Origin of the sequence: Streptomyces chromofuscus (assembly GCF_015160875.1) — a bacterium.
GTDB lineage: Bacteria > Actinomycetota > Actinomycetes > Streptomycetales > Streptomycetaceae > Streptomyces > Streptomyces chromofuscus.
Map to the genome: position 1 here is coordinate 2115749 of NZ_CP063374.1, position 25122 is coordinate 2140870.

The window sequence follows — 25122 nt, forward strand, 5'->3', positions numbered from 1 at the left end:
TCGGCTCATGACCCCCAAAGGAGAAGAAAGCCGAGCAGACTCCCTCCACGACCGGATCACCGGCGCCCTCGTCGGCGCGGCCGTCGGCGACGCGCTCGGCGGTCCTGTCGAGGGCTACTCCCCCGACCAGATCGCCGAACGCCACGGTGGCCGCGTCCACGGCATCGTCGGCCCCTGGAACGGCGACGCGTGGCGCACCGCCCGCCCCATCGCCCCGTACCACAAGGGCGACGGCCACGTCACCGACGACACGTTGATGACGCACGCGCTGGTGCGGGTCTACGCCCAGGTCCGCGACCACCTCGACGCCTACGCCGTCGCCGAGCACCTGGTCCCGGACCTGATCGGCGCGCCGCGCTGGATCCCGGAGCTGGAGTCGGAGGCCCTGCCCCTGCACCGGATCTTCCTGGCGGAGAAGTGGCTGGTGGCCCGGCTCCACTACGGCCATGTCGACCCCCGGGAGGCCGGCGTCGGCAACATCGTCAACTGCGGTGCCGCGATGTACATGGCCCCGGTCGGCCTGGTCAACGCGGCCAATCCGGCGGGCGCGTACGCCGAGGCGCTGGACGTGGCGGGCGCGCACCAGTCGTCGTACGGCCGTGAGGCGGCGGGCGTCTTCGCGGCGGCGGTGGCCGCGGCGTGCACCCCCGCGGCGACACCGGAGTCGGTGGTGACGGCGAGCCTGGAGTCGGCCAAGGACGGCACGCGGGCCGCGATCGAGGCGGTGTGCGAAGTGGCCTCCCGTCACACGGACTTCGAGTCGGCCCTGGCGCCGCTGCGGGAGGCGGTGGCCCCCTTCGACACGGTCGGCCCCGACTACCGGTCCCCCTCGCTCGGTGCCCGCCGCCCGTCCCGGCTGCACTCGATCGAGGAACTCCCCGTCGCGCTGGGCATGTTGCTGGTCGCGGGCGGCGACTACCGCCACGCCGTCCTCGGCTCGGTGAACTACGGACGCGACTGCGACTCGATCGCCACGATGGCGGGCGCGCTGGCCGGGGCCCTCGGCTCACCGGTCCCCGAGGAGTGGTCGAAGGCGGTGGCGGAGGCCAGCCGGCTGGACCTGTGGGAGCCGGCGCGCACGCTCGGCGAGGTCACGACGGAGATCTTCCGGCGGGACGTACGCCGGCGCCGTGCCCACGAGCAGCTGTTCACCGCGTTGGGAGGCACCGCATGCTCCGCCTGACCTGGGTCCAGCCCGAGGACCTGATCGGCCACGAACTGCGCCAGGCGCACCAGGACGGCCGCCGTCCGACCGCCGTCGAGAAGCGCTGGCAGGCGGCGGGCGGCCCCGAGGCCCCGGCCCGCGCGGGCGCCTCACCGCAACCGGCCTCCCGCTATCTGCGCCAGCTGGCGGAGGACCTGCTGGACGAACTGGCGGACCTGCCGAGCGGGCTGGCGGACCGGGAGCCGACGGCCCTGGCGCGGATCAGGTCCCTGTGCCCGCACTGGCCGGCGCCGGACCGTGTTCCCGGCCCCCCGGCCGATCTTCAGTCGCGCCTGCACGCCGCCTGGCTGGGCCGGGCCGTCGGCTGTCTGCTCGGCAAGCCGGTCGAGAAACTCCCCCTCACCGGCATCCGCCGGCTCGCCCGGGCCACCGGCAACTGGCCGCTGAACGCCTACTTCACCGCCCGGGGAGTCCCCCAGCCGCTCCTCGACGCCCACCCCTGGAACCGCCGCTCGGCCGGCACCTCGCTCGCCGAGAACATCGACGGCATGCCCGAGGACGACGACCTCAACTACCCCCTGCTCAACCTCCTCCTGCTGCAACGCCACACCCGGAGCTTCACCACCGCGGACGTGGCCACCGTCTGGCTCGACGAACTCCCCGCGGGCCGCACCTTCACCGCCGAACGCGTCGCCTACCGCAACCTGCTCACCGGCATCGAGCCCCCGCACACCGCCCGCCACCGCAACCCCTTCCGCGAGTGGATCGGCGCCCTGATCCGCGCCGACGTCCACGGCTGGACCAACCCCGGCGACCCCGCCGCCGCGGCCGAACAGGCCCACCGGGACGCCACCTTCACGCACACCGCGAACGGCGTCTACGCCGCGATGTTCACCGCCGCCACCATTGCGGCCGCGGCCACCGGCACCGCCGACGTCCACACCAGTCTGCGCACCGGTCTCACCGTCGTCCCGCCGCACTCCCGTCTGGCCGAGGCCGTCCGCCACGCCGTCCGACTGGCCGAGACGCACGAGGACTTCGACACGGTCGTGGACGAGCTCCACGCCCGCCACGCCGGCTACCACTGGGTGCACGCCGTCCCCAACACCGCCCTGATCGCCGCCGCGCTCACCCACGCCGACGGCGACTTCAACGGCTCCATCTGCCGCGCGGTGTCCGGCGGCTGGGACACCGACTCCAACGGGGCCACGGCCGGCAGCGTCGCCGCACTCCTCGCCGGTGCCCCCACCGCCCTCCCCGAGCGCTGGACGACCCCTCTCAAGAACCGTCTGGCCACCTCCGTCGCGGACTTCGACGGCACCGGCTTCGACACACCGGCCCGGCTCACCCACCGGGAGGCGATCCGGCCATGACCCGTGTCGCCGTCCCCTCCGTCCACCGCGAAGCCGCCTCCGCCGCCATGCCGTACCGCTCAGGAATCGAGGCCCCGTGCACGCGATGACCACGCCGTCCCCCACCGCCGCCCCCACACGGCCCGCCCCCCTCGCCGGCCTCCGCGTGCTGGACATGGCCACCCTCTTCGCCGGCCCCCTCGCCGCCACCCACCTCGGCGACTTCGGCGCGGAGGTCGTCAAGATCGAGCACCCCACGCGGCCCGACCCCTCCCGCGGCCACGGCCCCGCCAAGGACGGCATCGGCCTGTGGTGGAAGCACCTCGGCCGCAACAAGCGCACGATCACTCTCGACCTGTCCAAGCCCGGCGGGCGGTCCACCCTGCTGCGCCTGGCCGCCACCGCGGACGTCGTCATCGAGAACTTCCGCCCCGGCACCCTGGAGAAGTGGGACCTCGGCTGGCCGGAACTGTCCGCCGCGAACCCCCGCCTGATCCTGACCCGCGTCACCGCCTTCGGCCAGTTCGGCCCCTACGCCCACCGTCCCGGCTTCGGCACCCTCGCCGAGGCGATGAGCGGCTTCGCCGCGATCACCGGCGAACCCGACGCCCCGCCGACCCTCCCGCCCTTCGGCCTCGCCGACTCCATCGCCGGACTGGCCACGGCGTACGCCGTGATGACCGCCCTCGCCGCCCGCGACACCACCGGCGACGGCCAGGTCGTCGACATGGCGATCATCGAACCGATCCTCACCGTGCTGGGCCCGCACCCCCTCTGGTACGACCAGCTCGGCCACGTCCAGCCCCGCACCGGCAACCGCTCCCAGAACAACGCCCCGCGCAACACCTACCGCACGGCCGACGGCAGCTGGGTCGCCGTCTCGACCTCGGCCCAGTCCGTCGCCGAACGCGTGATGCGCCTGGTCGGCCGTCCCGACCTGATCGACGAGCCCTGGTTCGCCACCGGCGTCGACCGCGCCCGCCACGCTGACGTCCTCGACGAGGCGGTCGGCGGCTGGATCGCCGAACGCACCCGCGACGAGGTGCTGGCGGCCTTCGAGAAGGCGGAGGCCGCGGTGGCCCCGGTCCAGGACGTGCGCGACGTGATGACCGACCCCCAGTACGCGGCCCTGGACACCATCACCACCGTCGACGACCCCGACCTCGGCGCCCTGCGCATGCAGAACGTCCTCTTCCGCCTGTCCGCCACGCCCGGCTCGATCCGCTGGGCGGGCCGCCCGCACGGCGCGGACACCGAAGAGGTCCTCGCCGAACTGGGCCTGACCCCCGCCGAACTGACCGCCCTCCGCGCGGAGGGCGCCCTGTGACCACTGCCCTGACCTGGCTGTACGCCCCCGGTGACCGCCCCGACGTGGTCCTCAAGGCGCTCGCCGCGGGCGCCGACGTCGTCGTGGTCGACCTCGAGGACGCGGTCGCCCCCGACCGCAAGGACTACGCCCGTGCCGCCACCGCGGAACTCCTGTCCGAGCCGCACCACCCCACCCCGGTCCACGTGCGGGTGAACGCCCTGTCCACCCCGTGGGCCGACACGGACCTGAAGACGCTGGCCGCCCTGCCCGGCGTCTCGGGCCTGCGCCTGCCGAAGGTGACGTGTCCCCGCGACGTCACGGACACGGCGGAGCGGACGGGCGCCGACGGCAGACGTCCACCCCTGTACGCCCTGCTGGAATCGGCGCTCGCCGTCGAGCACGCCTACGCCATCGCCTCCGCCCACCCCGCCCTGCACGGCATCTCCCTGGGCGAGGCCGACCTGCGGGCCGACCTGGGCCTGCGGTCGGACAGCGGCCTGGACTGGCCTCGCTCCCGCGTCGTCAACGCGGCCAGGGCGGCGGCCCTCGCCCCGCCGCCGCAGTCGGTACACCCGGACGTCCGCGACCTGAACGGCCTGGCGGCGACCTGCGCCCACGGCCGCGCGCTGGGCTTCCTGGGCCGGGCCGCCATCCACCCCCGGCAACTCCCGGTCATCGAACGGGCCTACCTCCCCACCCAGGAGGAGATCGACAAGGCCGAGGCCATCCTGGAGGCGGCGGCCACGAACAGGTCGGCCCAGGCCCTCCCGGACGGCACGTTCATCGACGCGGCGGTGGTCACCGAAGCGACCCGCACCATGACCCTCGCCCACCGCCCCTGACCGCCCCACCGTCACGGCGCGGCCCCACGGCGCCGGATCACCGGAACCACTGGCCGGCAGACGGCGAGGGCGCCCGGAGAACTCCGGGCGCCCTCGCCGACGTACGACCGGCCGTCACGTCTTCTTCGTCGCCGCCCCGGCGTCGTCGGCGGCCTCGGACGTCTTTTCCGCGGCCTCACCGTCGGCGACGTCGGCTTCGTCGGCCGCGTCGTCCCCGGCAGCAGCGTCGGCCTCGGCCTCATCGCCGGGGGCGCCCGGCTCCACCACGGCCTCGCGCCCCGGCCGCTTCCTGGCGGACAGCACGATGTAGGTCACCGCCAGCAGGAAGACGAACAGCGCGGTCCAGTTGTTCAGCCGCAGCCCCAGGATGTGGTGGGCGTCGTCGACCCGCATGTACTCGATCCAGAACCGGCCCGCGCAGTACGAGGCGACGTACAGCGCGAACGCCCGGCCGTGACCGAGGTTGAACCGGCGGTCGGCCCAGATCACCAGCACCGCGACACCGACGCACCACAGCGACTCGTACAGGAACGTCGGGTGGTAGTACCCCGGCACCCGCCCGTCCGCGGTGGACGTGATGTGCAGCGCCCAGGGAAGGTCGGTCTCCCGCCCGTACAGCTCCTGGTTGAACCAGTTGCCCCAGCGTCCGATGGCCTGCGCGAGGGCGATACCGGGCGCGACGGCGTCGGCGTACGCGGGCAGCGGGATGCCCCGCCGCCGGCAGCCGATCCACGCGCCGACCGCACCGAGGGCGATCGCGCCCCAGATGCCGAGGCCGCCTTCCCAGATCTTGAAGGCGTCCACCCAGTCACGGCCCTCGCTGAAGTACAGCTCGTAGTCCGTGATCACGTGGTAGAGCCGGCCGCCGACCAGGCCGAACGGCACCGCCCAGACCGCGATGTCGGCCACAGTGCCGGACCGGCCGCCGCGGGCGATCCAGCGCTTGTTGCCGTACCACACGGCTACGAAGACGCCGAGGATGATGCAGAACGCGTAGCCGCGCAGCGGGATGGGGCCGAGGTACAGCACTCCGCGCGACGGGCTGGGGATGTAGGCAAGTTCCATGGCAAGGTCGACGCTACCGTGCCGGGCGGGCCCGGTGCCGGGCAGCCCGGCTACGGCTCCATAACGGGCCGGGCCCGCGCCTCATCCCCGCGCGGTCTCCTGCACCTGCTGCTTGAGCTTGTCGGGCGTCATCGTCTGGTCCTGGAAGATGTTCTTGCCGTTGAGCAGCACGGTCGGCGTGCCGGTGAAGCCGCCCTTGCCGAAGGCCTCGTTGGACTTGTCGACCCAGCCGTCGTGCGTGCCGTCCTCGACGCACGTGCGGAACGCGGGGGTGTTCAGGCCGTCGACCTTCCCGGCCAGCTCGATCAGCTTCGCGTCGTCCGAGAAGGCGTCGTCGGTCTCCGGCGGCTGGTTGTCGTAGAGCACGTCGTGGTACGGCGTGAACCGGCCCAGGTCCTGCGCGCAGGCGGCGGCGTTCGCCGCGTTGCGCGAGCCGCTGCCGCCCATGTTGCCGTCGATGATCGTGGCCAGCCGGTACTCCACTCGCAGCTGGCCGGCGTCGGTCAGCTCGTGGATCGTCGAGCGGTAGGTCTTCTCGAAGGACTGACAGGCCGGGCAGCGGAAGTCCTCCCAGACCGTGAGCGTCGACTTGGCGGTGTCCTTGCCGACCGGGATGGCGAGGTTCTCCTCGCCGTTGGCCCCCGAGGGCGCCACGACCGGGCCCGCGCTGCCCTGGTCGTCCTTGCCGGCGTTCGCGGCGACCACCCCGATCACCGCCGCCAGGCCGAGGACGCCCACCACCGCCGCGCCCACGATCAGTGCCCGTCGGCGCTTCTCCGCGGCCTTCTGCTTCTCACGCTCGACCGCCAGCCGCTCCCGGGCGGTGCGCTTTCCGTCACGGTTGTTCTCGCTCACACCCCGCAGAACGAACCGGGGAGGCGCACCGCGCCTCCCCGGTCGCGAGTCCACCCGGACGAGGGACCCGTATGACTTCCCGATGGGTACCCGTGGGGGTTTCCGGCTCGCTACGCCTGTCCGCGCACGCCCTTCGCCAGGTCACCCGCGAGCGCGCGGACCGCCTCGACACCGGCCGCGTCGTCCGGCGCGTCCAGCATCCGCCTGACGAACGCCGAGCCGACGATCACGCCGTCGGCGAAGCCGGCCACCTCGGCGGCCTGCGCCGCGTCGGAGACGCCGAGCCCGACGCAGACCGGCAGGTCCGTGCCGGTGGCGCGGGTGCGCTCGACCAGGCCCCGGGCCTGCGCGCCGACGGACTCGCGGGTGCCCGTGACGCCCATCAACGAGGCGGCGTACACGAAGCCGCTGCCCGCCGTGGTGATCTGCGCGAGCCGCTCGTCCTTGCTGCTCGGAGCCACGACGAAGACCGTCGCCAGGCCGTGCTTCTCGGCGTGCTCGCGCCACAGCGCCGACTCCTGCACGGGCAGGTCGGGCAGGATGCAGCCGGCGCCGCCCGCCTCGGCGAGCTCGGCGGTGAAGCGCTCGACGCCGTAGCGGTCGATGGGGTTCCAGTAGGTCATGACGAGGATCGGCTTGCCGGTGGCCTCGTACGCCTCGCGGACCGTGCGCATGACGTCCGCGATCCTGACGCCGCCGCGCAGGGCGATGTCGTCGGCGGTCTGGATGACCGGGCCGTCGAGCACGGGGTCGCTGTGCGGCAGCCCGACCTCCACGACGTCGGCGCCGCCGTCGAGGACGGCCTTGATCGCCTCGATGCCCCCGTCCACGGTCGGGAACCCGGCCGGCAGGTAGGCGATGAGGGCGGAGCGCCCCTCGGACCTGGCCGCGGCCAGGGTGTCGCTCAGCAGCCGGATGTTCCCGCTCACTTGGCGTCCCCCTCGATCTCGGCGGTGTCGGCCGCGTCCGCGGCGACCTCGGCGTCGGTGTCGTACAGGCCGAAGTAGCGGGCGGCGGTGTCCATGTCCTTGTCGCCGCGGCCCGACAGGTTGACCACGATCAGTCCGTCCGGACCCAGCTCGCGCCCGACCTCCAGGGCGCCGGCGAGCGCGTGGGCGCTCTCGATGGCCGGGATGATCCCCTCGGTCCGCGACAGCAGCCGCAGGGCCTGCATCGCGGCGTCGTCGGTGACGGCGCGGTACTCGCCGCGGCCGGTGTCCTTGAGGTAGGAGTGCTCGGGGCCGATGCCGGGATAGTCGAGTCCGGCCGAGATCGAGTACGGCTCGGTGATCTGGCCTTCCTCGTCCTGGAGGACGTACGACCGCGAACCGTGCAGGATGCCGGGCTCGCCCGCGGTCAGGGTGGCCGCGTGCTCGCCGGTCTCCACGCCGTGCCCGGCGGGCTCGCAGCCGATCAGGCGGACGTCCGTGTCCGGGATGAAGGCGTGGAACAGGCCGATGGCGTTGGATCCGCCGCCGACGCAGGCGATGGCGGCGTCCGGGAGGCGGCCGGCGCGCTCCAGGAGCTGGCGGCGCGCCTCGACGCCGATCACGCGGTGGAAGTCGCGGACCATGGCGGGGAAGGGGTGCGGGCCGGCGACGGTGCCGAACAGGTAGTGGGTGTGGTCGACGTTGGCGACCCAGTCGCGGAAGGCCTCGTTGATGGCGTCCTTCAGCGTGCGGCTGCCGGACTTCACGGCGACGACCTCGGCGCCGAGCATGCGCATCCGGGCCACGTTGAGGGCCTGGCGCCGGGTGTCGATCTCGCCCATGTAGATGGTGCACTCGAGGCCGAAGAGCGCGCAGGCGGTGGCCGTGGCGACACCGTGCTGGCCGGCGCCGGTCTCGGCGATGACGCGGGTCTTGCCCATGCGCTGGGTGAGCAGGGCCTGGCCGAGCACGTTGTTGATCTTGTGGGAACCGGTGTGGTTGAGGTCCTCCCGCTTGAGGAAGACGCGGGCGCCACCGGCGTGCCGGGCGAACCGGGGCACCTCGGTGAGGGCGCTCGGGCGGCCGGTGTAGTGGACGAGCAGCTCGTCGAGCTCGCGGGCGAACTCGGGGTCTGCCTTGGCCTTGTCGTACTCGACGGCGACCTCGTCCACGGCGGCGACGAGCGCCTCCGGGATGAACTTGCCGCCGAACGCGCCGAAGTAGCCGTCGGCGCTGGGGACCCGGCCCTCGGGGTCGGGAACGAAGAACTCGCTGGGCATGCGGAAACCTCACGGTGAGTGTGTGGAACGACACTGTTCGCCGTGGGGGGCAGGGATGTCAGTCGGCTGCGGGCCGTGTGCGGCTCGTCGCACGGTTCCCGGCGCCCCCGAGGAGGCGCTGCCATCGACGTCCGTTCACCTGGCCCGGTTCGTCACCGATGACGTAACGGACCCGGCGGCCGTGCACCCGGCGGGCGGGGGCGCGGCAGCCGCGCGGGCGGCAGCCGCGCGCGAGGCGGGCATGCCGGTCCGGGGTCGTCGTCGTGGTCGTCATCGTGGCCAAGCCTACCGGCGGGTCAGCCCCGGCCGTGCCGCAGTGCGGGGTGGGCGCCCGCGGCCACCAGGTCGGACACCGCCGTCCTGGGGTCCTTGCCGGTGACGAGGGACTCGCCGACCAGAACGGCGTCGGCGCCCGCGTTGGCGTAGGCGATCAGGTCGTGCGGGCCGCGGATGCCGGACTCGGCGACCTTGACGACGCCCTCCGGGATCTCCGGCGCGACGCGCTCGAAGGTGCCGCGGTCGACCTCCAGCGTCTTCAGGTTGCGCGCGTTGACGCCGATGAGCTTGGCGCCCGCGTCGACCGCGCGGTCGACCTCGTCCTCGTCGTGCACCTCGACGAGCGGGGTGAGCCCGATGGACACCGCCCGCTCGATCAGGGACTCCAGGGCGGGCTGGTCCAGGGCCGCGACGATCAGCAGCGCGAGGTCGGCGCCGTACGCCCGGGCCTCCCACAGCTGGTACGAGGTGACGATGAAGTCCTTGCGCAGCACGGGGATGTCCACGCGCGCGCGGACCGCCTCCAGGTCGGCGAGGGAGCCGCCGAAGCGGCGCTGCTCGGTGAGGACGGAGATGACGGCCGCGCCGCCCGCCTCGTAGTCCGCGGCGAGACCGGCCGGGTCGGCGATCGCGGCCAGCGCGCCCTTGGAGGGGCTGGACCGCTTGACCTCGCAGATCACCTTGACGCCCTCGCCGCGCAGGGCGGCCAGTCCGTCCTTGGCCGCGGGGGCCTTCGCCGCGCGCTCCTTGAGCTCGTCGAGGCTCACGCGCGCCTGCCGCTCCGCGAGGTCGGCACGGACTCCGTCGATGATCTCGTCGAGCACACTCACGCGAGTGGCCCCCTTCCAGACGGTTGACTGCTACAGCGCTCGGTCCCGGTCCGCGGCCCGTTCCTCGGGCCGGGGCCGGAGGGTGACCGGGGGCGAAACCTGTGGTCACTGCGATGGTATCCGGAGCGGGGCGTAGGCCTCGCATCCGGTTGACGCCGGTCCCACTACCTGGACATGGGCCAGTTGATCAAGGGCGGAGCCAGCCACCGATGGGCAGGTTCCGGACAACCGTGAAGAGCAGCAGCAACGCGCCCGCGGTCCACAGGTGCGCCGGCCGCGGGTCGAGGCGCACCGGGCGGCCGCGGGCCGCGCGGACCACCCAGACGGTCCACAGGACGGCGAGGAGCAGCCAGCCGGCGACGGCGATCGCGTTGGCGTGCAGCGCCGCCGGGAGGTCGCCGTGCACGACGGCGTGCGCGCTGCGCAGGCCTCCGCAGCCGGGGCAGTACAGGCCGGTGAACCGCAGCAGCGGGCAGACGGGGTAGTGGCCGGGTTCGTTGGGGTCGACGGCGCCCACGTAGGCGAAGGCGGTGGCGACGGCCGCGAGGACGCCGGCGGGGGCGGCCAGCCGTCTCGCGGCGGTGCCGCGGCTGTCGGCGTTCATGTCCCGCATTGTGCCCGGCCCGGGTGTGGACGCACGCGAGGGGCGGCCCGGCGTCGTGCCGGGCCGCCCCTCGACCGGGTCGTGGCGGTCTGCCGTGCGGAACGGATCAGCTCTCGGCGGCGACCGGCTCGCGCGTGGTCACTTTCCGCGCGGGCTGCTTCGCGGAGGACGACATCCGAAGGGGCTGCGCCTTGGGGGCGCCCAGGCCCATCGCGCGCATGATCAGGCCGATGACACCGCCCAGGAGCACGATCACCATGCCGCCCCAGAAGCCGAGCGGGTTGTCCATCACCATGAAGGCGCCCGCGACGCAGAAACCGATGAAGGTGACGATGACACCGGTCCAGGCGGCGGGGGTGTGACCGTGCCCGTGGCTGCTGTCCGCCATTGCTTGCTCCTCGTTGCCGTATGCAGTGGGTGAGCCTGACGCTCGTCGTTCATTGTCCCGTACGCGTGCGCGTGCCGTGCGCCTGGGGCCGATTCCAGGTGCGTCTGTTTCGCCACATCGGGGCGGGTGGCGTGCGGGTCCGATGACGCCCCTTGGGGGACGGGTGACCGCGCGACCAGCCGTGACGGCGCCCCGGACGACCAGTCGCCCGTGGCGGCACCTCAGCGGGCCGCCGACACCGGGCGGGCCCCTACGCCGGGCCGGTCCCGGTCGGGTCCTCGCCGCGGTCCAGGGCCTTCCAGAGGTCCTCGGGCCGGTCGGGGTCCACGGCCGCGGCGCTGCGGCGGGCGCGGGGGGCGCCGCCGCGCTCGTAGCGGCCGGACATCGCGGGCCACAGGTGGCCGTAGCGCAGGGCGAGCAGCCCGGCCAGCAGGATGAGGGCGCCGCCCACGGCCGCGGCGTACGGCCACGGGGTGTGGGTGAGGGCGGCCACGGTGGCGGAGGTGTCGCCGGAGGCCTGCGCGGCCTTCTCGTCGAGCGCGGAGCTGTCGGAGGCGCCGGCCAGGGCCGCGGCGACGGTGCCGGCACCGCACAGCGTGAGCAGCCCGGCCACGATGAGCCGGCCGGCCCGGCGCACGGCGAAGACGGCGACGAGCGCGGCCAAACCCACTATGGCGAGGGCGGCGGGGACGCCGGTGACGTCACTGCCCATGGCGGTCAGCGGGAAGGAGCCGCCGGCCACCGTCGCGGTGCCCTCCGACCACTGCTGACGGGTGGCCAGCAACGCCAGGGCCGCGCCGAGCGCACCGCTGAGCAGGGCCAGGGCGAGACTCAGGCGTCCGGCGCGCGCGGGTCCGGAGGCTTCGGGACGGGGGTGAGGAGCAGCAGTCACGTACTCCACTATCGCCTGCCGTCGGAGTCAACAGTCACCCGGGTTCACGTGAGAAGCGCCCTATTGCGCCGGATCGTTCGTCTCCTGCGGTTCCAGCCGGTTCGCCGTGTGCACCGCGCGCAGGACCGCCGCCGCCTTGTTGCGGCACTCCGTGTCCTCGGCGACCGGGTCGGAGTCGGCGACGATGCCGGCGCCCGCCTGCACGTACGCGGTGCCGTCGCGCAGCAGGGCGGTGCGGATGGCGATGGCGGTGTCGGAGTCGCCGGCGAAGTCGAGGTAGCCGACGCAGCCGCCGTACAACCCGCGCCGGGACGGCTCCAGTTCGTCGATGATCTGCATGGCGCGCGGCTTCGGCGCGCCGGAGAGGGTGCCCGCGGGGAAGCAGGCCGTCAGCACGTCGAACGCGGTGCGGCCGGCCGCGACCCGGCCGGTGACCGTGGAGACGATGTGCATCACGTGCGAGTACCGCTCGACGGACATGAAGTCGACGACCTCCACCGAGCCGGGCTCGCAGACCCGTCCGAGGTCGTTGCGGCCGAGGTCGACCAGCATGAGGTGCTCGGCGCGCTCCTTGGGGTCGGCGAGCAGCTCCTCGGCCAGCGTCTGGTCCTCCTGCGGGGTGGCGCCCCGGGGCCGGGTGCCGGCGATGGGATGCACCATCGCCTGCCCGTCCTCGACCTTGACCAGCGCCTCGGGCGAGGAGCCGACGACGTCGAAGCCGTCGAAGCGGAGCAGGTACATGTACGGCGAGGGGTTGGTCGCCCGGAGCACCCGGTAGACGTCGAGCGCGCTCGCCGTGCAGGGCGTCTCGAACCGCTGCGACGGTACGACCTGGAAGGCCTCGCCGGCCCGGATGCGCTCCTTGATGTCCTCGACGGCCGCCTGGAAGTCGGCGCCGCCCCACAGCGCGCTGTACTCCGGCAGCTCGGAGGGTGGCAGCACGGCGGGCGGCTGGGCCACCGCGCGCGTGAGGTCGGCCTCCATGGCGTCGAGGCGGGCCACGGCGTCCGCGTAAGCCTCGTCGACGCCGGTGTCGAGGTCGTTGTGGTTGATCGCGTTGGCGATCAGCAGGACGGAGCCCTCCCAGTGGTCCATCACCGCGAGGTCGCTGGTCAGCAGCATGGTCAGCTCGGGCAGCCGCAGGTCGTCCCGCTCGCCGGGCCCGATCTTCTCCAGGCGGCGGACGATGTCGTAGCCGAGGTAGCCGACCATGCCGCCGGTGAAGGGCGGCATGCCGTCCTGATGGGGCGTGTGCAGGGCCTCGATGGTGGCGCGCAGGGCGGCCAGCGGGTCGCCGTCGACGGGCACGCCCACGGGGGGCTCGCCCAGCCAGTGCGCCCGGCCGTCCCGCTCGGTGAGCGTGGCGGCGCTGCGGACGCCCACGAACGAGTAGCGGGACCAGGAGCGGCCGTTCTCCGCGGACTCCAGCAGGAAGGTGCCGGGGCGTTCGGCGGCGAGCTTGCGGTACAGCCCGACCGGGGTGTCGCCGTCGGCCAGGAGCTTGCGGGTCACGGGGATGACGCGGCGGTCGGTGGCCAGCTTGCGGAACGTCTCGAGGTCCATGGCGGCCGACCTTACTGACCCAGGGGCAGGACGTCGGAATCGAAGCAGGTGCGGGCGCCCGTGTGGCAGGCGGCGCCCACCTGGTCGACCTTGACGAGCACGGTGTCGGCGTCACAGTCCAGGGCGACGGACTTCACGTACTGGACGTGTCCCGAGGTGTCGCCCTTGACCCAGTACTCCTGGCGGCTGCGCGACCAGTACGTGCAGCGGCCCGTCGTCAGCGTGCGGTGCAGGGCCTCGTCGTCCATCCAGCCCAGCATCAGCACCTCACCGGTGTCGTACTGCTGGGCGATGGCGGGCAGGAGCCCGTCGGCGCTGCGCTTCAAGCGCGCGGCGATGTCGGGGGCGAGGCTGCTGGGGGGCGGGCTACTGGTCATGGGTGCCATTGTGCCGCGCCGCACCGACGGTCCCGGGCGCCGTCCACTGTGCGGTACGAACACCCGGTCGTAGGCTTTCTGCATGTCGACCTTTGCCAAGCGTGAACGGCTTCTTCTCGCCGACCTCTTGGAGACCGCCGGTCCGGAGGCGCCGACCCTGTGCGAGGGCTGGCTGACCCGTGACCTGGCCGCGCACGTGGTCGTGCGCGAGCGCCGTCCGGACGCCGCCGGCGGCGTGCTGATCAAGCAGCTCGCGCCCCGCCTGGAGAAGGTGATGGAGGAGTACGCGGCGAAGCCGTACGAGGAGCTGATCCAGCTCATCCGCACCGGACCGCCCCGGTTCTCACCCTTCCAGCTCAAGCAGATCGACGAAGTGTCGAACACGATCGAGTTCTACGTCCACACCGAGGACGTGCGCCGCGCCCAGTCCGACTGGACGCGCCGCGAGCTCGACCCGGTCTTCCAGGACGCCCTGTGGTCCCGGCTGGAGCGCACCGCCCGGCTGATGGGCCGCGGCGTGCCCACGGGCCTGGTGCTGCGCCGCCCCGACGGCCAGACGGCGGTCGCCCACCGCGGCACCCCGGTGGTCACGGTGACGGGTGAGCCGTCCGAGCTGCTGCTGTACGTCTACGGCCGGCGCGACGCCGCCAAGGTGGACGTGGACGGCGACGCGGACGCCATCGCCAAACTGGACGAGGGCAGGCAGCTCGACATCTGAGGGCGGTGGCGGGGCAGCCGGGTCAGCGTACGGGGTGGCCCGCCGCGCGCAGCGTCGCCTTCACCTCGCCGATCCGCAGGTCGCCGAAGTGGAACACCGAGGCCGCGAGGACGGCGTCCGCGCCCGCCGCGACGGCCGGCGGGAAGTCGGCCAGCCGGCCCGCGCCGCCGGAGGCGATCACCGGCACGGTGACGTGCTTGCGGACGGCGGAGATCATCTCGAGGTCGTAGCCGTCCTTGGTGCCGTCCGCGTCCATCGAGTTGAGCAGGATCTCGCCGGCGCCCAGCTCGGCGGCCCGGTGCGCCCACTCGACGGCGTCGATGCCGGTGCCCCGGCGACCGCCGTGGGTCGTCACCTCGAAGGAGCCCGAGTCGGTGCGGCGGGCGTCCACCGACAGCACCAGCACCTGCCGGCCGAACCGCTCGGCGATCTCCCGGATCAGGTCGGGGCGGGCGATGGCCGCCGTGTTGACGCCCACCTTGTCGGCGCCCGCGCGCAGCAGCCGGTCCACGTCCTCGGCCGTGCGCACGCCGCCGCCGACCGTCAGCGGGATGAACACCTGCTCGGCGGTGCGGCGCACCACGTCGTAGGTGGTCTCCCGGTTGCCGGAGGACGCGGTGATGTCCAGGAACGTCAGCTCGTCGGCGCCCTCGGCGTCGTACACCTTGGCCATCTCGACGGGGTCGCCCGCGTCGCGCAGGTTCTGGAAATTGACGCCCTTGACGACCCGGCCGTTGTCCACGTCCAGGCAGGGGATGACTCGGACCGCCAGGGTCATGACTGCTCGGCTCCTCTGCATGCCTCTACTTCGACTTCGACCAGGATGCGCGGGTCCACGAAGCCCTCCACCACGAGGAGGGTGGACACCGGGCGCACCGTGCCGAAGAGTTCCTGGTGGGCCCGGCCCACCTCGTCCACGTCCCGTTGATGCGTCAGGTACATCCGGGTGCGGATCACGGACCCCACACCGAGCCCGAACTCGGCGATCGCCTCGATGGCGCTGGTGAAGGCCACCTTGGCCTGCTCGTACGGGTCGCCCTCCCCGTACAGCACGCTGCCCTTGAAGGCCGTCGTGCCTCCCACCAGGATCCGGTCGCCCGCCGCTACGGCGCGTGAGAAACCGAAGGACTCCTCCCAGGGACTTTCGCTCTGCACCCGCCGTACGGCATCGGACGTCATGACACTGTGTCCTTCGTCAAGAGGTGGCCTCCAGGGCCTCTTCCAGGGTGAACGCCTTCGCGTACAGCGCCTTCCCGACGATCGCGCCCTCGACACCGAGCGGCGCGAGCTCGGCGATGGCCCGCAGGTCGTCCAGCGAGGAGACCCCGCCGGAGGCCACGACCGGGCGGTCGGTCGCCGCGCACACGTTCCTCAGCAGCTCCAGGTTGGGGCCCTGCAGGGTGCCGTCCTTGGCGATGTCGGTGACGACGTACCGGGCGCAGCCCTCCTTGTCGAGGCGCTCCAGCGTCTCGTAGAGGTCACCGCCGTCCCGGGTCCAGCCGCGTCCGCGCAGGGTCGTGCCGCGGACGTCGAGACCGACGGCGATCTTGTCGCCGTGCTCGGCGATGACCTGGGCGACCCACTCGGGGGTCTCCAGGGCCGCGGTGCCGAGGTTCACGCGGGTGCAGCCGGTGGCGAGGGCGGCGGCGAGGGTGTCGTCGTCGCGGATGCCGCCGGACAGCTCCACCTTGATGTCCATCGCCCTCGCGACCTCGGCGATCAGCGCGCGGTTGTCGCCGGTGCCGAAGGCGGCGTCCAGGTCGACCAGGTGCAGCCACTCGGCGCCCGCCCGCTGCCAGGTGAGGGCGGCCTCCAGGGGGGAGCCGTAGGAGGTCTCCGTGCCGGACTCGCCGTGCACGAGGCGGACGGCCTGGCCGTCGCGGACGTCGACGGCGGGGAGGAGTTCGAGCTTGGCCATGTCTCTAGAGGGTTCCGATCCAGTTGGTGAGCAGCTGCGCGCCGGCGTCGCCGGACTTCTCGGGGTGGAACTGCGTCGCCCACAGGGCGCCGTTCTCCACGGCGGCCACGAACGGCTTGCCGTGCGTGGACCAGGTCACCTTGGGGGCGGTCATCGCCGGGTTGTGCGTCTCGAGCCTCCAGTCGTGGACGGCGTAGGAGTGCACGAAGTAGAACCGCGCGTCGGCGTCCAGGCCGGCGAACAGCTCGGAGTCGGCCGGTGCCTCGACGGTGTTCCAGCCCATGTGGGGCACGATGTCGGCCTGCAGCGGCTCGACGGCCCCGGGCCACTCGTCGAGGCCGTCGGTCTCGACGCCGTGCTCGATGCCCCGGGCGAAGAGGATCTGCATGCCGACGCAGATGCCCATGACGGGGCGCCCGCCGGCCAGCCGCCGGTCGACGATCCAGTCGCCGCGCGCCTCCTTCAGACCCGTCATGCAGGCGGCGAAGGCGCCCACACCGGGCACCAGCAGGCCGTCCGCGTTCATGGCCCTGTCGAAGTCGCGGGTTATCTCGACGTCGGCGCCCACGCGCGCGAGGGCGCGTTCGGCCGACCTCACGTTGCCGAAGCCGTAGTCGAAGACCACGACGCTCTTGGCGGTGCTCAATTCCACACCTCCAGACGCAGGACGCCCGCGACCAGACACATCGCGGCACCGATGGACAGCAGCACGATGAGGCCCTTCGGCATCTGCTGCTTGGCGAAGGAGATGATGCCGCCGACCAGGAAGAGACCGACGACGATCAGCAGGGTGGAGATGCCGTTCACAGCGCGCCCTTCGTGGAGGGCAGGATGCCGGCCGCGCGCGGGTCGCGCTCGGCGGCGTAGCGCAGTGCCCGCGCCAGCGCCTTGAACTGGCACTCCACGATGTGGTGCGCGTTGCGTCCGTACGGCACGTGCACGTGCAGCGCGATCTGCGCCTGGGCGACGAAGGACTCCAGGATGTGCCGGGTCATCGTCGTGTCGTACTCGCCGATCATCGGCGCCATGTTCTCCGGCTCGGTGTGCACCAGGTAGGGGCGGCCGGACAGGTCGACGGTGACCTGGGCGAGGGACTCGTCCAGCGGGACCGTGCAGTTGCCGAAGCGGTAGATGCCCACCTTGTCGCCGAGCGCCTGCTTGAAGGCGGCGCCCAGGGCGAGGGCGGTGTCCTCGATGGTGTGGTGCGAGTCGATGTGCAGGTCGCCCTCGGTCTTCACGGTCAGGTCGAACAGACCGTGCCGGCCGAGCTGGTCGAGCATGTGGTCGTAGAAGCCGACCCCGGTCGACACATCGACCTTGCCGGTGCCGTCGAGGTCGATCTCGACGAGGACCGACGTCTCCTTGGTCGTGCGCTGCACGCGTCCCACGCGGCTCATGAACTCTGCTCCTTCTTCAACTCACGGACCGCGTCGAGGAACGCGTCGTTCTCCTGGGGCGTCCCGGCGGTGACCCGCAGCCACCCCGGTACCCCGTTGTCCCGGACCAGGACGCCCCGGTCGAGGATCTTCCGCCAGGCGTCGTGGGCGTCGGCGAACCGCCCGAACTGCACGAAGTTCGCGTCCGACTCGGTGACGTCGTAGCCGATCGCGCGCAGTTCGGCGACCAGCCGGTCCCGTTCGGTCTTCAGCTGCTCGACGTATCCGAGCAGCGTGTCGGTGTGCTCCAGGGCGGCCAGGGCGGTCGCCTGGGTGACGGCCGACAGGTGGTACGGCAGCCGTACGAGCTGGACGGCGTCGACGACGGCCGGGTCCGCCGCGAGATAGCCGAGGCGCAGGCCGGCCGCGCCGAAGGCCTTGGACATGGTCCGGGAGATCACCAGGTGCGGACGGCCCGCCAGCAGCGGCAGCAGCGAGTCGCCGTGGCTGAACTCGACGTACGCCTCGTCCACGACCACCATCGACGGCTTCGCCGCCTGCGCGGCGTCGTACAGGGCCACCACCGTCTCGCGGGAGACCGCGTTGCCGGTGGGGTTGTTGGGGGTGGTGATGAAGACGACGTCGGGCCGGTGCTCGGCGATCGCGCGCTCGGCCGCGGCGGGATCGATGGTGAAGTCCTCGTTGCGGGGACCGGAGACCCAGCCGGTGCCCGTCCCGCGCGCGATCAGGCCGTGCATCGAGTACGACGGCTCGAAGCCGATGGCCGTACGGCCCGGTCCGCCGAACGTCTGGAGCAGCTGCTGGATGACCTCGTTGGAGCCGTTGGCCGCCCAGACGTGGGCCGGGCCGACCTCGTACCCGGACGTCTTCGTCAGGTACTCGGCGAGCCTGGTGCGCAGCTCGACGGCGTCGCGGTCCGGGTAGCGGTTGAGGTTGCGGGCCGCCGCACGCACCCGCTCGGCGATCCGTTCGACCAGCGGTTCGGGCAGCGGGTAGGGGTTCTCGTTGGTGTTCAGCCGTACGGGGACGTCCAGCTGGGGCGCGCCGTAGGGGGACTTGCCGCGCAGCTCGTCCCGTACGGGGAGGTCGTCGATACCGGTCACTTGCTCTCGGGAACCTTCCATCCGAACCGCGCCTTGATCGCCGCGCCGTGCGCGGGCAGGTCCTCCGCCTCCGCCAGCGTCACGACGTGGTGCGCGACCTCGGCCAGCGCGTCCTTCGTGTAGTCGACGATGTGGATGCCGCGCAGGAAGGACTGCACGGACAGGCCCGAGGAGTGGCAGGCGCAGCCGCCGGTGGGCAGGACGTGGTTGGACCCGGCCGCGTAGTCGCCGAGCGAGACCGGCGCCCAGGGGCCGACGAAGACGGCGCCGGCGTTGCGCACCCGGTCGGCGACCGCGGCGGCGTCGGCCGTCTGGATCTCCAGGTGCTCGGCGCCGTACGCGTCGACCACCCGCAGTCCCTCGTCGATGCCGTCGACCAGGACGATCGCCGACTGCTTGCCCTTGAGGGCCGGCACGATCCGGTCGTCGATGTGCCTGGTGGCCGCGACCTGCGGCTCGAGTTCCTTCTCCACCGCGTCCGCGAGCTCGGTGGAGTCGGTGACCAGGACGGCCGCCGCCAGCGGGTCGTGCTCGGCCTGGCTGATCAGGTCGGAGGCGACGTGCACCGGGTCGGCACCGGCGTCGGCGAGGATCGCGATCTCGGTCGGGCCGGCCTCGGCGTCGATGCCGATCTTGCCGGTGAAGTAGCGCTTGGCGGCGGCGACCCAGATGTTGCCGGGGCCGGTGACCATGTTGGCGGGCGGGCAGGACTCGGTGCCGTAGGCGAACATCGCCACGGCCGTGGCGCCACCGGCGGCGTACACCTCGTCGACGCCGAGCAGGGCGCACGCGGCGAGGATCGTCGGGTGCGGCAGCCCGCCGAAGTCGGCCTGGGCCGGGGAGGCGAGCGCGATCGACTCGACGCCGGCCTCCTGTGCGGGCACGACGTTCATGACCACGGACGACGGGTAGACCGAGCGGCCGCCCGGCGCGTACAGCCCGACGCGCTCGACCGGCACCCACTTCTCGGTGACCGAGCCGCCGGGCACGACCTGGGTGGTGTGGGTGGAGCGGCGCTGCTCGCGGTGGACGAGCCGGGCCCGCCGGATCGACTCCTCCAGGGCCGCGCGCACGGCCGGGTCGAGCTCCTGAAGCGCACGGGTCAGCGCCGCCGGCGGGACCCGGACCTGGTCGAGCTTGACACCGTCGAACTTCTCGGCGAAGTCGATCAGCGCCGCGTCGCCCCGATGATGCACGGCCTCGCAGATCGGACGCACCTTCTCCAGGGCGGCCTGAACGTCGAATTCGGCTCGGGGCAGCAGGTCGCGCAGGGCGGGACCCTCCGGGAGGGCGTCGCCGCGCAGATCGATTCGGGAGATCACACACCCAATTCTCGCAGACCCGGACGCGGCGCCGTCCGCGCGTATCAGTGGCTGATACGAGACTCCGCTCACGCCGTGCGCCACCGGCCGGAACACCGTCCTCACGTTGCGCGTTCGGCGCGTCACTCAGCGGGCATGAACGGCAGTACGAAACCGATGAGTAGCCGGGGGGGGGAAGGGACCACCGTGACCGAGGGGGCCGGCATCCGGGACGGGGACCTGCCGGACGACCTGACCGCCGCCGAGGCGGGCATGTGGCAGGCCTTCCGCAACGGCAGCGTGTACGACCTGAGCAGCGGCGACACGGCCGTCGACGATCCGCACGGCGGCCATCCGTGGGGGCCGGAGCGGACCGTGCGGGCCCGCACCGTGTGCTGGCTGCTGCTGGACGGGCCGCCCGCCCTCGCGGGCCGGGTGGCCTCACTGAAGCTCACCGGCATCCAGGTCAGCGGCAGCCTGGACCTCGCGGGCGGCACGGTCACGCCGTACGTCGAGCTGCGGAGCTGCCGCTTCGAGCGGGAGATCCTGCTGCCGGAGGCCCGGTTCACGACCGTGCGGCTGGTGAACTGCTCGGTGCCGCGGCTGGAGGCGGCGCGCGTGCAGACCGAGGGCGATCTGCACCTGCCGCGCTGCCGGTTCCTGGGCGGCGTCCGGCTGACCGACGCGCAGATCGGCACCGACCTGCTGCTCAACCAGGCGGTGGTGTACCGGGACCGCACCGGCCGCTCGATCTCCGCGGACGGCATGACCGTCGGCCAGGACCTCCAGGCCGAGATGCTGGAGTCGCACGGCGAGCTGAGCCTGCGCAGCGCGAACGTGGGCGTCTCGCTCAGTCTGCGCGGGGCCCGGCTGCGCAACCCGTACACCCGGCTCGCGCTGAACGCCCCGCAGCTGACCGTCGAGCGCACGCTGTACCTCTCCCCGGCGGGCGTCGGCGGCCCGCAGCTCGCCGGGCGCACACCGCCGCGCGGGACGCGGATGCAGCACTTCGAGTGCCACGGCGGGGTGCGCCTCGACGACGGCCGGTTCGGGGACGCCGTCGACCTGGAACGCGCCCGGTTCGTCCTCACCGACGAGCAGGAGCTGTCGCTGCGCCGGGTGCAGGCGCCCGAGCTGCGCTTCCTCGGGGAGCGGCCGCAGCGCGGCAAGGTGGTGCTGTCCGGCGCGCGGGTCGTCAACCTGGTCGACCGGGCGAGCAGCTGGCCGGGCCCCGGCAATCTGCACATGCCGGGCTTCGCCTACGAGAACCTGGTGCCGCGGGGACCGTTCCCGCTGACCGAGCGGCTGGAGTGGGTGGCCGCCGCGACCGCCGAGTACCACCCGGAGCCGTACGAGCGTCTGGCCGCCGTGCTGCGGGCGAGCGGGGAGGACGAGGACGCGCGCGAGGTGCTGCTCGCCAAGCAGCGCCGCCGCCGGGAGACGCTGCCGCCGGCCGCCAAGCTCTGGGGGTACGCCCAGGACCTGACCGTGGCCTACGGGTACCGGCCGGGGCGGGCCGCGGTGTGGATGGCGGTGCTGTGGGCGGCCGGCTCGCTGGCGTTCGCGTACGCCGGACCGCCCCGCACCGGCGGCGGCCCGGTTCAGCCGCCGTGGAACCCGGCCCTGTTCGCCCTCGATCTGCTGCTGCCGGTGATCGACCTGGGTCAGGTGGGTGTGTGGCGCCTGGACGGCGGCTGGCAGTGGCTGGCGGCCGCGCTGGTCCTGCTCGGCTGGGTCCTCGCCACGACGGTGGCGGCGGGGGCGACACGGCTGCTGCGGCGCGACTGAGGGCCGCGCGGTGCCCGGGGAGTGGGCGGGGCGGACGCGCACGGCGCGGCGACCACTAGGCTCTTGGGTCGTGACCACCGTCCGGCTGCCGCTCTTCCCCCTGAACACGGTGCTGTTCCCGGGGCTCGTGCTCCCCTTGAACGTCTTCGAGGAGCGCTACCGCGCCATGATGCGCACGCTCGCGAAGACCCCCGAGGACGAACCGCGCCGCTTCGCCGTCGTGGCGATCCGCGACGGCCACGAGGTCGCGCCGAGCGCGCCCGGCATGCCCGACCCGACGGCGGCGCCCGAGCGGGGGCCGGCGGCCGGGTTCGGCGCCGATCCGGCCAAGGCGTTCCACGGCGTGGGCTGCGTGGCCGACGCGGCGACGATCCGGGAGCGGGCCGACGGCACGTTCGAGGTGCTGGCGACCGGGACGACCCGGGTGCGGCTGTTGTCGGTGGACGCGTCGGGGCCGTACCTCACGGCCGAGCTGGAGGAGCTGACCGAGGAGCCCGGCGACGAGGCGGGGGCACTGGCCGAGGGGGTGCTGCGGGCGTTCCGGCAGTACCAGAAGCGGCTGGCGGGGGCGCGGGAGCGGTCATTGTCGACCGGCGGGGAGCTGCCGGACGAGCCGTCGGTGGTGTCGTACCTGGTGGCCGCCGCGATGACGCTGGACACCCCGGCGAAGCAGCGCCTGCTCCAGGCGCCCGACACGGCGTCCCGCCTGCGGGACGAGCTGAAACTCCTTCGCTCCGAGACGGCCATCCTCCGTACGCTGCCGTCACTGCCGGCGGCGGACCTGACGCGGTCGCCGACCAGCCTGAACTGACCTTCGAACGACCTGGGGAACAGCCCGGATGGCCAAGAAGCCGAAGAAGAACCAGCAGTCCGGCGGCACGCCCGCGACGGTGGCACTGACGGCGGCGGGCGTGGACTTCACGGTCCACTCCTACGACCACGACCCGTCCCACCCCTCCTACGGCGAGGAGGCGGCGGAGGCGATGGGCGTCTCACCGGACCGCGTCTTCAAGACCCTGGTGGCGGACGTCGACGGCGCCCTGACGGTGGCGGTGGTCCCGGTGTCGGGCACGCTGGACCTGAAGGCCCTCGCCGCGGCGGTGGGCGGCAAGAAGGCGACGATGGCGGACCCGGCCCTGGCCGAGCGCACCACGGGCTACGTCCGCGGCGGCATCTCCCCCCTGGGCCAGCGCAAGAAGCTCCCCACCGTCCTGGACGCCTCGGCCTCCGCCCACACCACGATCTGCGTCTCGGCGGGCCGCCGGGGCATGGAGGTGGAGCTGTCGCCGGGAGACCTGGCCGGCCTCACGGCCGCGACCCTGGCCCCGATCGGCCGCGCCTGACCCTCGGCGGCAGCCCCGGTCCGGGTTCCCGCCCCGTCCTTCCCGACCCCTCGACGGCAGGCCCTTCCTCGGTTAAGGAGAAAGGGCATGTCGAAGAGAACCCGGAAACGGAAATGGCGCGTACGCAAACGCCGGGCCAACCACGGACGGCGTCCGTCGTAGGCACCGGCGCCGGTCAGCCGCCCGCAGCCGATCCGGCCGGCTGCGGGCACCGGCGTCGAGCCGGCGCCGGGCGTCACGGAAGGGGGACAGCTACCGGGTCTCCCCGTGCGGCCCGTACCCCACCGGCTCGGGATCTCGGGGCCCGAACAACGCCATGAGCCCCAGATGCATCAGCAACCCGGCGAACGGCCAGGCCAGCAGCGCGCCCTTCGCCGCCAGCTTCAGCGGCGCAGAGAACGTGACGCCCTTGCCCACCGCCTTCGCGTGCGCCAGGACGTCCTGCGCGGGCCCGAGCCACACGCCCACCCGCCAGGCGAGCAGCGACCCGAGCAGGCCGCCGACCCCCAGCGCGACCACGTGCGGCACACTGCCACGCCGCCGTATCAGGAACACCAGGACGGCGCTCACCACGCCGAACGCCAGGGCGAGCAGAGTGAACGTTCCGTCGACTCCGACCGACTGCTCCCCCTCGGTGTCCCCGAGGTAGACGACCCAGACGCCGTTCGCCACGTCGCCGACCAGCGGCACCCGGGGCGCGAGCCAGTTCCACAGCAGCCCGAGCAGCACCCCGCACAGCGCCAGGACCACCGTGACCACGGCGGCCTGACGCACCTCGGTCCTCGTCCCGGGCCCGTCCCCGTCCTCACCCTTGCCGGCGTGAGCGCCTCCCTGAGCGCCGGCACGATCGTGCGCGCCCACTGCGTGCCCGGCCCCGGCCGGGGGCCACGCGTTGTGCGAGGACTGTTCGTGCGGCGGCGGAGGCGGCGTCAACGGTGCGGTCACCCTGACATCGTGCCAGGCCCGTCCGTGAGGCGCGTCACCGGACGGCGGCCCGGCGGTACGCCCAGGTGGCGGCGGCCAGTGAGATCACTCCGACCCCGGCGCACACGGCGAGGTCCGCGGCGACCCGGGTCCAGTCGGGGTGCGCGGAGAAGGTCCGCGCGTAGGCCTCGACGCCGTAGGTCGAGGGCAGCAGGTCCCGGGCGAAACGCACGATCTGCGGCATGCGCTCCGGCGGCAGCACGCCCAGCAGCAGCGCCGCCGACATGCCGAGCTGTCCCAGCAGGGTGGCCAGCTCCGGGCGCGGCGCGAGCAGCCCGAAGGCCGCGCCGAGCCCGGACAGCGCGGCCCCGGCCAGCGGGATGACCGCCAGCAGGATCCACAGGTTGGCCAGCGGCAGGCCGAACAGCACGCAGCCGACGACGGCGGTCACCAGCGTTCCCGGCACGGTGAAGGAGGCGTAGGCCGCGGCGGCTCCGAGGACCACCGCGGCCGGCGGTACCGGGAGGGTGGCGTAGTGGTCGAGTCCGCCGGTGGCGCGCAGCTGCCCGAAGTACTGGGCCAGCAGGTTCAACGCCACGAAGGCGACGACCACGACCGACGACCCGGCGACCACGGCCTGCGCCTCGCTGCCGCCGTCCACCACGCCCCGCATCATGATCATGATGCCGACGGACTGGAAGGTCGCCACGAACAGCAGCGGAATGCGCGCCACCCGCGCCCGGGACAGCTGCGCCCGGTAGACGGCCGCCAGCGACGGCCACAGCCGCGCGGGCGGCGCGAGCTCGGCCGCGCCCCGGGCCGTCTCCTCGGCGGCCAGGACACTGCCCGGCAGCACCTCTGCGGGTACGACACTCACCTCGCGCTGCTCCCCTTCCCCGCTTC

Annotated in this window: 29 protein-coding genes; 8 read left to right on the top strand and 21 right to left on the bottom strand. The window is 73.2% G+C overall.

From position 1 onward, the window contains the following. The first annotated feature begins 7 nt into the window (after window positions 1–7). From IPT68_RS09495 to IPT68_RS09510, 4 genes are all read left to right on the top strand, one after another. A complete protein-coding gene (locus IPT68_RS09495; RefSeq protein WP_189698938.1) occupies window positions 8–1183 on the top strand; it encodes an ADP-ribosylglycohydrolase family protein in 1176 nt (391 codons plus the stop codon). Continuing rightward, the gene (locus tag IPT68_RS09500; RefSeq protein ID WP_189698939.1) at window positions 1171–2538 is read left to right on the top strand and encodes an ADP-ribosylglycohydrolase family protein; all 1368 of its coding nucleotides are present in this window, start codon (window positions 1171–1173) and stop codon (window positions 2536–2538) included. The genes IPT68_RS09495 and IPT68_RS09500 overlap by 13 nt, the downstream gene beginning before the upstream one ends. Before the next feature lie 85 nt (window positions 2539–2623). Then, window positions 2624–3844: a CaiB/BaiF CoA transferase family protein gene (locus IPT68_RS09505; protein WP_189698940.1), complete on the top strand. Its 1221-nt coding sequence runs from the start codon at window positions 2624–2626 to the stop codon at window positions 3842–3844. Further along, the gene (locus tag IPT68_RS09510; RefSeq protein WP_189698941.1) at window positions 3841–4668 is read left to right on the top strand and encodes an HpcH/HpaI aldolase/citrate lyase family protein; all 828 of its coding nucleotides are present in this window, start codon (window positions 3841–3843) and stop codon (window positions 4666–4668) included. The genes IPT68_RS09505 and IPT68_RS09510 overlap by 4 nt, the downstream gene beginning before the upstream one ends. A 114-nt stretch (window positions 4669–4782) precedes the next feature. Here IPT68_RS09510 and lgt read toward each other — a convergent pair whose 3' ends face one another. From lgt to hisI, 11 genes are all read right to left on the bottom strand, one after another. Beyond that, a complete protein-coding gene (lgt, locus tag IPT68_RS09515; protein WP_189698942.1) occupies window positions 4783–5733 on the bottom strand; it encodes a prolipoprotein diacylglyceryl transferase in 951 nt (316 codons plus the stop codon). A gap of 81 nt (window positions 5734–5814) precedes the next feature. Beyond that, window positions 5815–6588, bottom strand: a complete 774-nt coding sequence (locus IPT68_RS09520) for a DsbA family protein (protein WP_189698943.1) — start codon at window positions 6586–6588, stop codon at window positions 5815–5817. Window positions 6589–6698: 110 nt separating this feature from the next. Further along, window positions 6699–7517: a tryptophan synthase subunit alpha gene (gene trpA, locus IPT68_RS09525; protein WP_189698944.1), complete on the bottom strand. Its 819-nt coding sequence runs from the start codon at window positions 7515–7517 to the stop codon at window positions 6699–6701. Continuing rightward, on the bottom strand, window positions 7514–8797 hold the full coding sequence (gene trpB / locus IPT68_RS09530; protein WP_189698945.1) for a tryptophan synthase subunit beta: 1284 nt from the start codon (window positions 8795–8797) through the stop codon (window positions 7514–7516). Before trpB ends, trpA begins: the two co-directional genes overlap by 4 nt. Before the next feature lie 58 nt (window positions 8798–8855). Beyond that, entirely contained in the window at window positions 8856–9071 is a 216-nt protein-coding gene (trpM, locus tag IPT68_RS09535) for a tryptophan biosynthesis modulator TrpM (protein ID WP_194074071.1), read from the bottom strand. A 22-nt stretch (window positions 9072–9093) separates the two neighbouring features. Beyond that, a complete protein-coding gene (trpC, locus tag IPT68_RS09540) occupies window positions 9094–9903 on the bottom strand; it encodes an indole-3-glycerol phosphate synthase TrpC (RefSeq protein ID WP_189698946.1) in 810 nt (269 codons plus the stop codon). Window positions 9904–10090: 187 nt separating this feature from the next. Next, window positions 10091–10516 carry a DUF2752 domain-containing protein gene (locus IPT68_RS09545; protein ID WP_189698947.1) on the bottom strand — a complete coding sequence of 142 codons (426 nt, stop codon included), beginning with the start codon at window positions 10514–10516 and terminating at the stop codon, window positions 10091–10093. A 97-nt stretch (window positions 10517–10613) separates the two neighbouring features. After that, window positions 10614–10895, bottom strand: a complete 282-nt coding sequence (locus tag IPT68_RS09550) for an HGxxPAAW family protein (RefSeq protein WP_189698948.1) — start codon at window positions 10893–10895, stop codon at window positions 10614–10616. A gap of 250 nt (window positions 10896–11145) precedes the next feature. Then, window positions 11146–11796, bottom strand: coding sequence for a TIGR02234 family membrane protein (locus IPT68_RS09555; protein WP_189698949.1), 651 nt, complete (start codon window positions 11794–11796; stop codon window positions 11146–11148). 51 nt (window positions 11797–11847) lie between these two features. After that, window positions 11848–13350: an anthranilate synthase component I gene (locus tag IPT68_RS09560; RefSeq protein WP_189698950.1), complete on the bottom strand. Its 1503-nt coding sequence runs from the start codon at window positions 13348–13350 to the stop codon at window positions 11848–11850. 11 nt (window positions 13351–13361) lie between these two features. After that, window positions 13362–13727, bottom strand: a complete 366-nt coding sequence (gene hisI, locus IPT68_RS09565) for a phosphoribosyl-AMP cyclohydrolase (RefSeq protein ID WP_189698951.1) — start codon at window positions 13725–13727, stop codon at window positions 13362–13364. An 82-nt stretch (window positions 13728–13809) separates the two neighbouring features. On the opposite strand from hisI, the gene IPT68_RS09570 reads away from it, so the two are divergent. Continuing rightward, window positions 13810–14445, top strand: a complete 636-nt coding sequence (locus IPT68_RS09570; protein WP_189698952.1) for a TIGR03085 family metal-binding protein — start codon at window positions 13810–13812, stop codon at window positions 14443–14445. Between the two features lie 22 nt (window positions 14446–14467). Here the strand turns inward: IPT68_RS09570 and hisF are convergent, their stop codons facing one another. From hisF to hisD, 8 genes are read right to left on the bottom strand one after another with little or no spacing between them, the layout of a single operon-like run. After that, window positions 14468–15223 (bottom strand): imidazole glycerol phosphate synthase subunit HisF, encoded by a 756-nt coding sequence (gene hisF / locus IPT68_RS09575; protein ID WP_189698953.1) that lies wholly within the window; start codon window positions 15221–15223, stop codon window positions 14468–14470. Beyond that, window positions 15220–15624 carry a RidA family protein gene (locus tag IPT68_RS09580; protein ID WP_189698954.1) on the bottom strand — a complete coding sequence of 135 codons (405 nt, stop codon included), beginning with the start codon at window positions 15622–15624 and terminating at the stop codon, window positions 15220–15222. The genes hisF and IPT68_RS09580 overlap by 4 nt, the downstream gene beginning before the upstream one ends. 16 nt (window positions 15625–15640) lie before the next feature. Next, entirely contained in the window at window positions 15641–16363 is a 723-nt protein-coding gene (gene priA / locus IPT68_RS09585; RefSeq protein ID WP_189698955.1) for a bifunctional 1-(5-phosphoribosyl)-5-((5-phosphoribosylamino)methylideneamino)imidazole-4-carboxamide isomerase/phosphoribosylanthranilate isomerase PriA, read from the bottom strand. Between the two features lie 4 nt (window positions 16364–16367). After that, window positions 16368–17009 carry an imidazole glycerol phosphate synthase subunit HisH gene (gene hisH / locus IPT68_RS09590; protein ID WP_189698956.1) on the bottom strand — a complete coding sequence of 214 codons (642 nt, stop codon included), beginning with the start codon at window positions 17007–17009 and terminating at the stop codon, window positions 16368–16370. After that, window positions 17006–17170: a hypothetical protein gene (locus IPT68_RS09595; protein ID WP_189698957.1), complete on the bottom strand. Its 165-nt coding sequence runs from the start codon at window positions 17168–17170 to the stop codon at window positions 17006–17008. The genes hisH and IPT68_RS09595 overlap by 4 nt, the downstream gene beginning before the upstream one ends. Then, entirely contained in the window at window positions 17167–17760 is a 594-nt protein-coding gene (hisB, locus tag IPT68_RS09600; protein ID WP_189698958.1) for an imidazoleglycerol-phosphate dehydratase HisB, read from the bottom strand. Before hisB ends, IPT68_RS09595 begins: the two co-directional genes overlap by 4 nt. Further along, a complete protein-coding gene (locus tag IPT68_RS09605; protein WP_229818426.1) occupies window positions 17757–18863 on the bottom strand; it encodes a histidinol-phosphate transaminase in 1107 nt (368 codons plus the stop codon). The genes hisB and IPT68_RS09605 overlap by 4 nt, the downstream gene beginning before the upstream one ends. Then, a complete protein-coding gene (gene hisD / locus IPT68_RS09610) occupies window positions 18860–20185 on the bottom strand; it encodes a histidinol dehydrogenase (RefSeq protein WP_189698960.1) in 1326 nt (441 codons plus the stop codon). Before hisD ends, IPT68_RS09605 begins: the two co-directional genes overlap by 4 nt. Before the next feature lie 186 nt (window positions 20186–20371). Here hisD and IPT68_RS09615 point away from each other — a divergent pair, with 186 nt between their 5' ends. The 3 genes from IPT68_RS09615 to ybaK all read left to right on the top strand — a co-directional run bounded on the left by IPT68_RS09615 (window position 20372) and on the right by ybaK (window position 23295). Next, on the top strand, window positions 20372–21952 hold the full coding sequence (locus IPT68_RS09615; protein WP_189698961.1) for an oxidoreductase: 1581 nt from the start codon (window positions 20372–20374) through the stop codon (window positions 21950–21952). A gap of 70 nt (window positions 21953–22022) precedes the next feature. Further along, window positions 22023–22763, top strand: coding sequence for an LON peptidase substrate-binding domain-containing protein (locus IPT68_RS09620; protein ID WP_189698962.1), 741 nt, complete (start codon window positions 22023–22025; stop codon window positions 22761–22763). Window positions 22764–22791: 28 nt separating this feature from the next. Next, entirely contained in the window at window positions 22792–23295 is a 504-nt protein-coding gene (gene ybaK / locus IPT68_RS09625; RefSeq protein ID WP_189698963.1) for a Cys-tRNA(Pro) deacylase, read from the top strand. Window positions 23296–23547: 252 nt separating this feature from the next. Here ybaK and IPT68_RS09630 read toward each other — a convergent pair whose 3' ends face one another. Both IPT68_RS09630 and IPT68_RS09635 read right to left on the bottom strand, forming a co-directional pair. Further along, window positions 23548–24240 (bottom strand): AAA family ATPase, encoded by a 693-nt coding sequence (locus tag IPT68_RS09630; protein ID WP_189698964.1) that lies wholly within the window; start codon window positions 24238–24240, stop codon window positions 23548–23550. 34 nt (window positions 24241–24274) lie between these two features. Beyond that, complete coding sequence (locus IPT68_RS09635) at window positions 24275–25096, bottom strand: ABC transporter permease (RefSeq protein ID WP_189698965.1); 822 nt, start codon at window positions 25094–25096, stop codon at window positions 24275–24277. Window positions 25097–25122: the final 26 nt, after the last annotated feature.

What these genes read in the sequence shown, in the direction of transcription:
- trpB (WP_189698945.1), bottom strand. Translation starts at nt 8,797, where the DNA reads ATGCCCAGCGAGTTCTTCGTTCCCGACCCCGAGGGCCGGGTCCCCAGC.
- hisF (WP_189698953.1), bottom strand. Translation starts at nt 15,223, where the DNA reads ATGACCCTGGCGGTCCGAGTCATCCCCTGCCTGGACGTGGACAACGGC.
- IPT68_RS09545 (WP_189698947.1), bottom strand. Translation starts at nt 10,516, where the DNA reads ATGCGGGACATGAACGCCGACAGCCGCGGCACCGCCGCGAGACGGCTG.
- ybaK (WP_189698963.1), top strand. Translation starts at nt 22,792, where the DNA reads ATGGCCAAGAAGCCGAAGAAGAACCAGCAGTCCGGCGGCACGCCCGCG.
- IPT68_RS09505 (WP_189698940.1), top strand. Translation starts at nt 2,624, where the DNA reads ATGACCACGCCGTCCCCCACCGCCGCCCCCACACGGCCCGCCCCCCTC.
- IPT68_RS09500 (WP_189698939.1), top strand. Translation starts at nt 1,171, where the DNA reads ATGCTCCGCCTGACCTGGGTCCAGCCCGAGGACCTGATCGGCCACGAA.
- hisB (WP_189698958.1), bottom strand. Translation starts at nt 17,760, where the DNA reads ATGAGCCGCGTGGGACGCGTGCAGCGCACGACCAAGGAGACGTCGGTC.
- priA (WP_189698955.1), bottom strand. Translation starts at nt 16,363, where the DNA reads ATGGCCAAGCTCGAACTCCTCCCCGCCGTCGACGTCCGCGACGGCCAG.
- hisI (WP_189698951.1), bottom strand. Translation starts at nt 13,727, where the DNA reads ATGACCAGTAGCCCGCCCCCCAGCAGCCTCGCCCCCGACATCGCCGCG.
- IPT68_RS09560 (WP_189698950.1), bottom strand. Translation starts at nt 13,350, where the DNA reads ATGGACCTCGAGACGTTCCGCAAGCTGGCCACCGACCGCCGCGTCATC.
- lgt (WP_189698942.1), bottom strand. Translation starts at nt 5,733, where the DNA reads ATGGAACTTGCCTACATCCCCAGCCCGTCGCGCGGAGTGCTGTACCTC.
- IPT68_RS09550 (WP_189698948.1), bottom strand. Translation starts at nt 10,895, where the DNA reads ATGGCGGACAGCAGCCACGGGCACGGTCACACCCCCGCCGCCTGGACC.
- trpM (WP_194074071.1), bottom strand. Translation starts at nt 9,071, where the DNA reads ATGACGACCACGACGACGACCCCGGACCGGCATGCCCGCCTCGCGCGC.
- IPT68_RS09495 (WP_189698938.1), top strand. Translation starts at nt 8, where the DNA reads ATGACCCCCAAAGGAGAAGAAAGCCGAGCAGACTCCCTCCACGACCGG.
- IPT68_RS09580 (WP_189698954.1), bottom strand. Translation starts at nt 15,624, where the DNA reads ATGACGTCCGATGCCGTACGGCGGGTGCAGAGCGAAAGTCCCTGGGAG.
- IPT68_RS09570 (WP_189698952.1), top strand. Translation starts at nt 13,810, where the DNA reads ATGTCGACCTTTGCCAAGCGTGAACGGCTTCTTCTCGCCGACCTCTTG.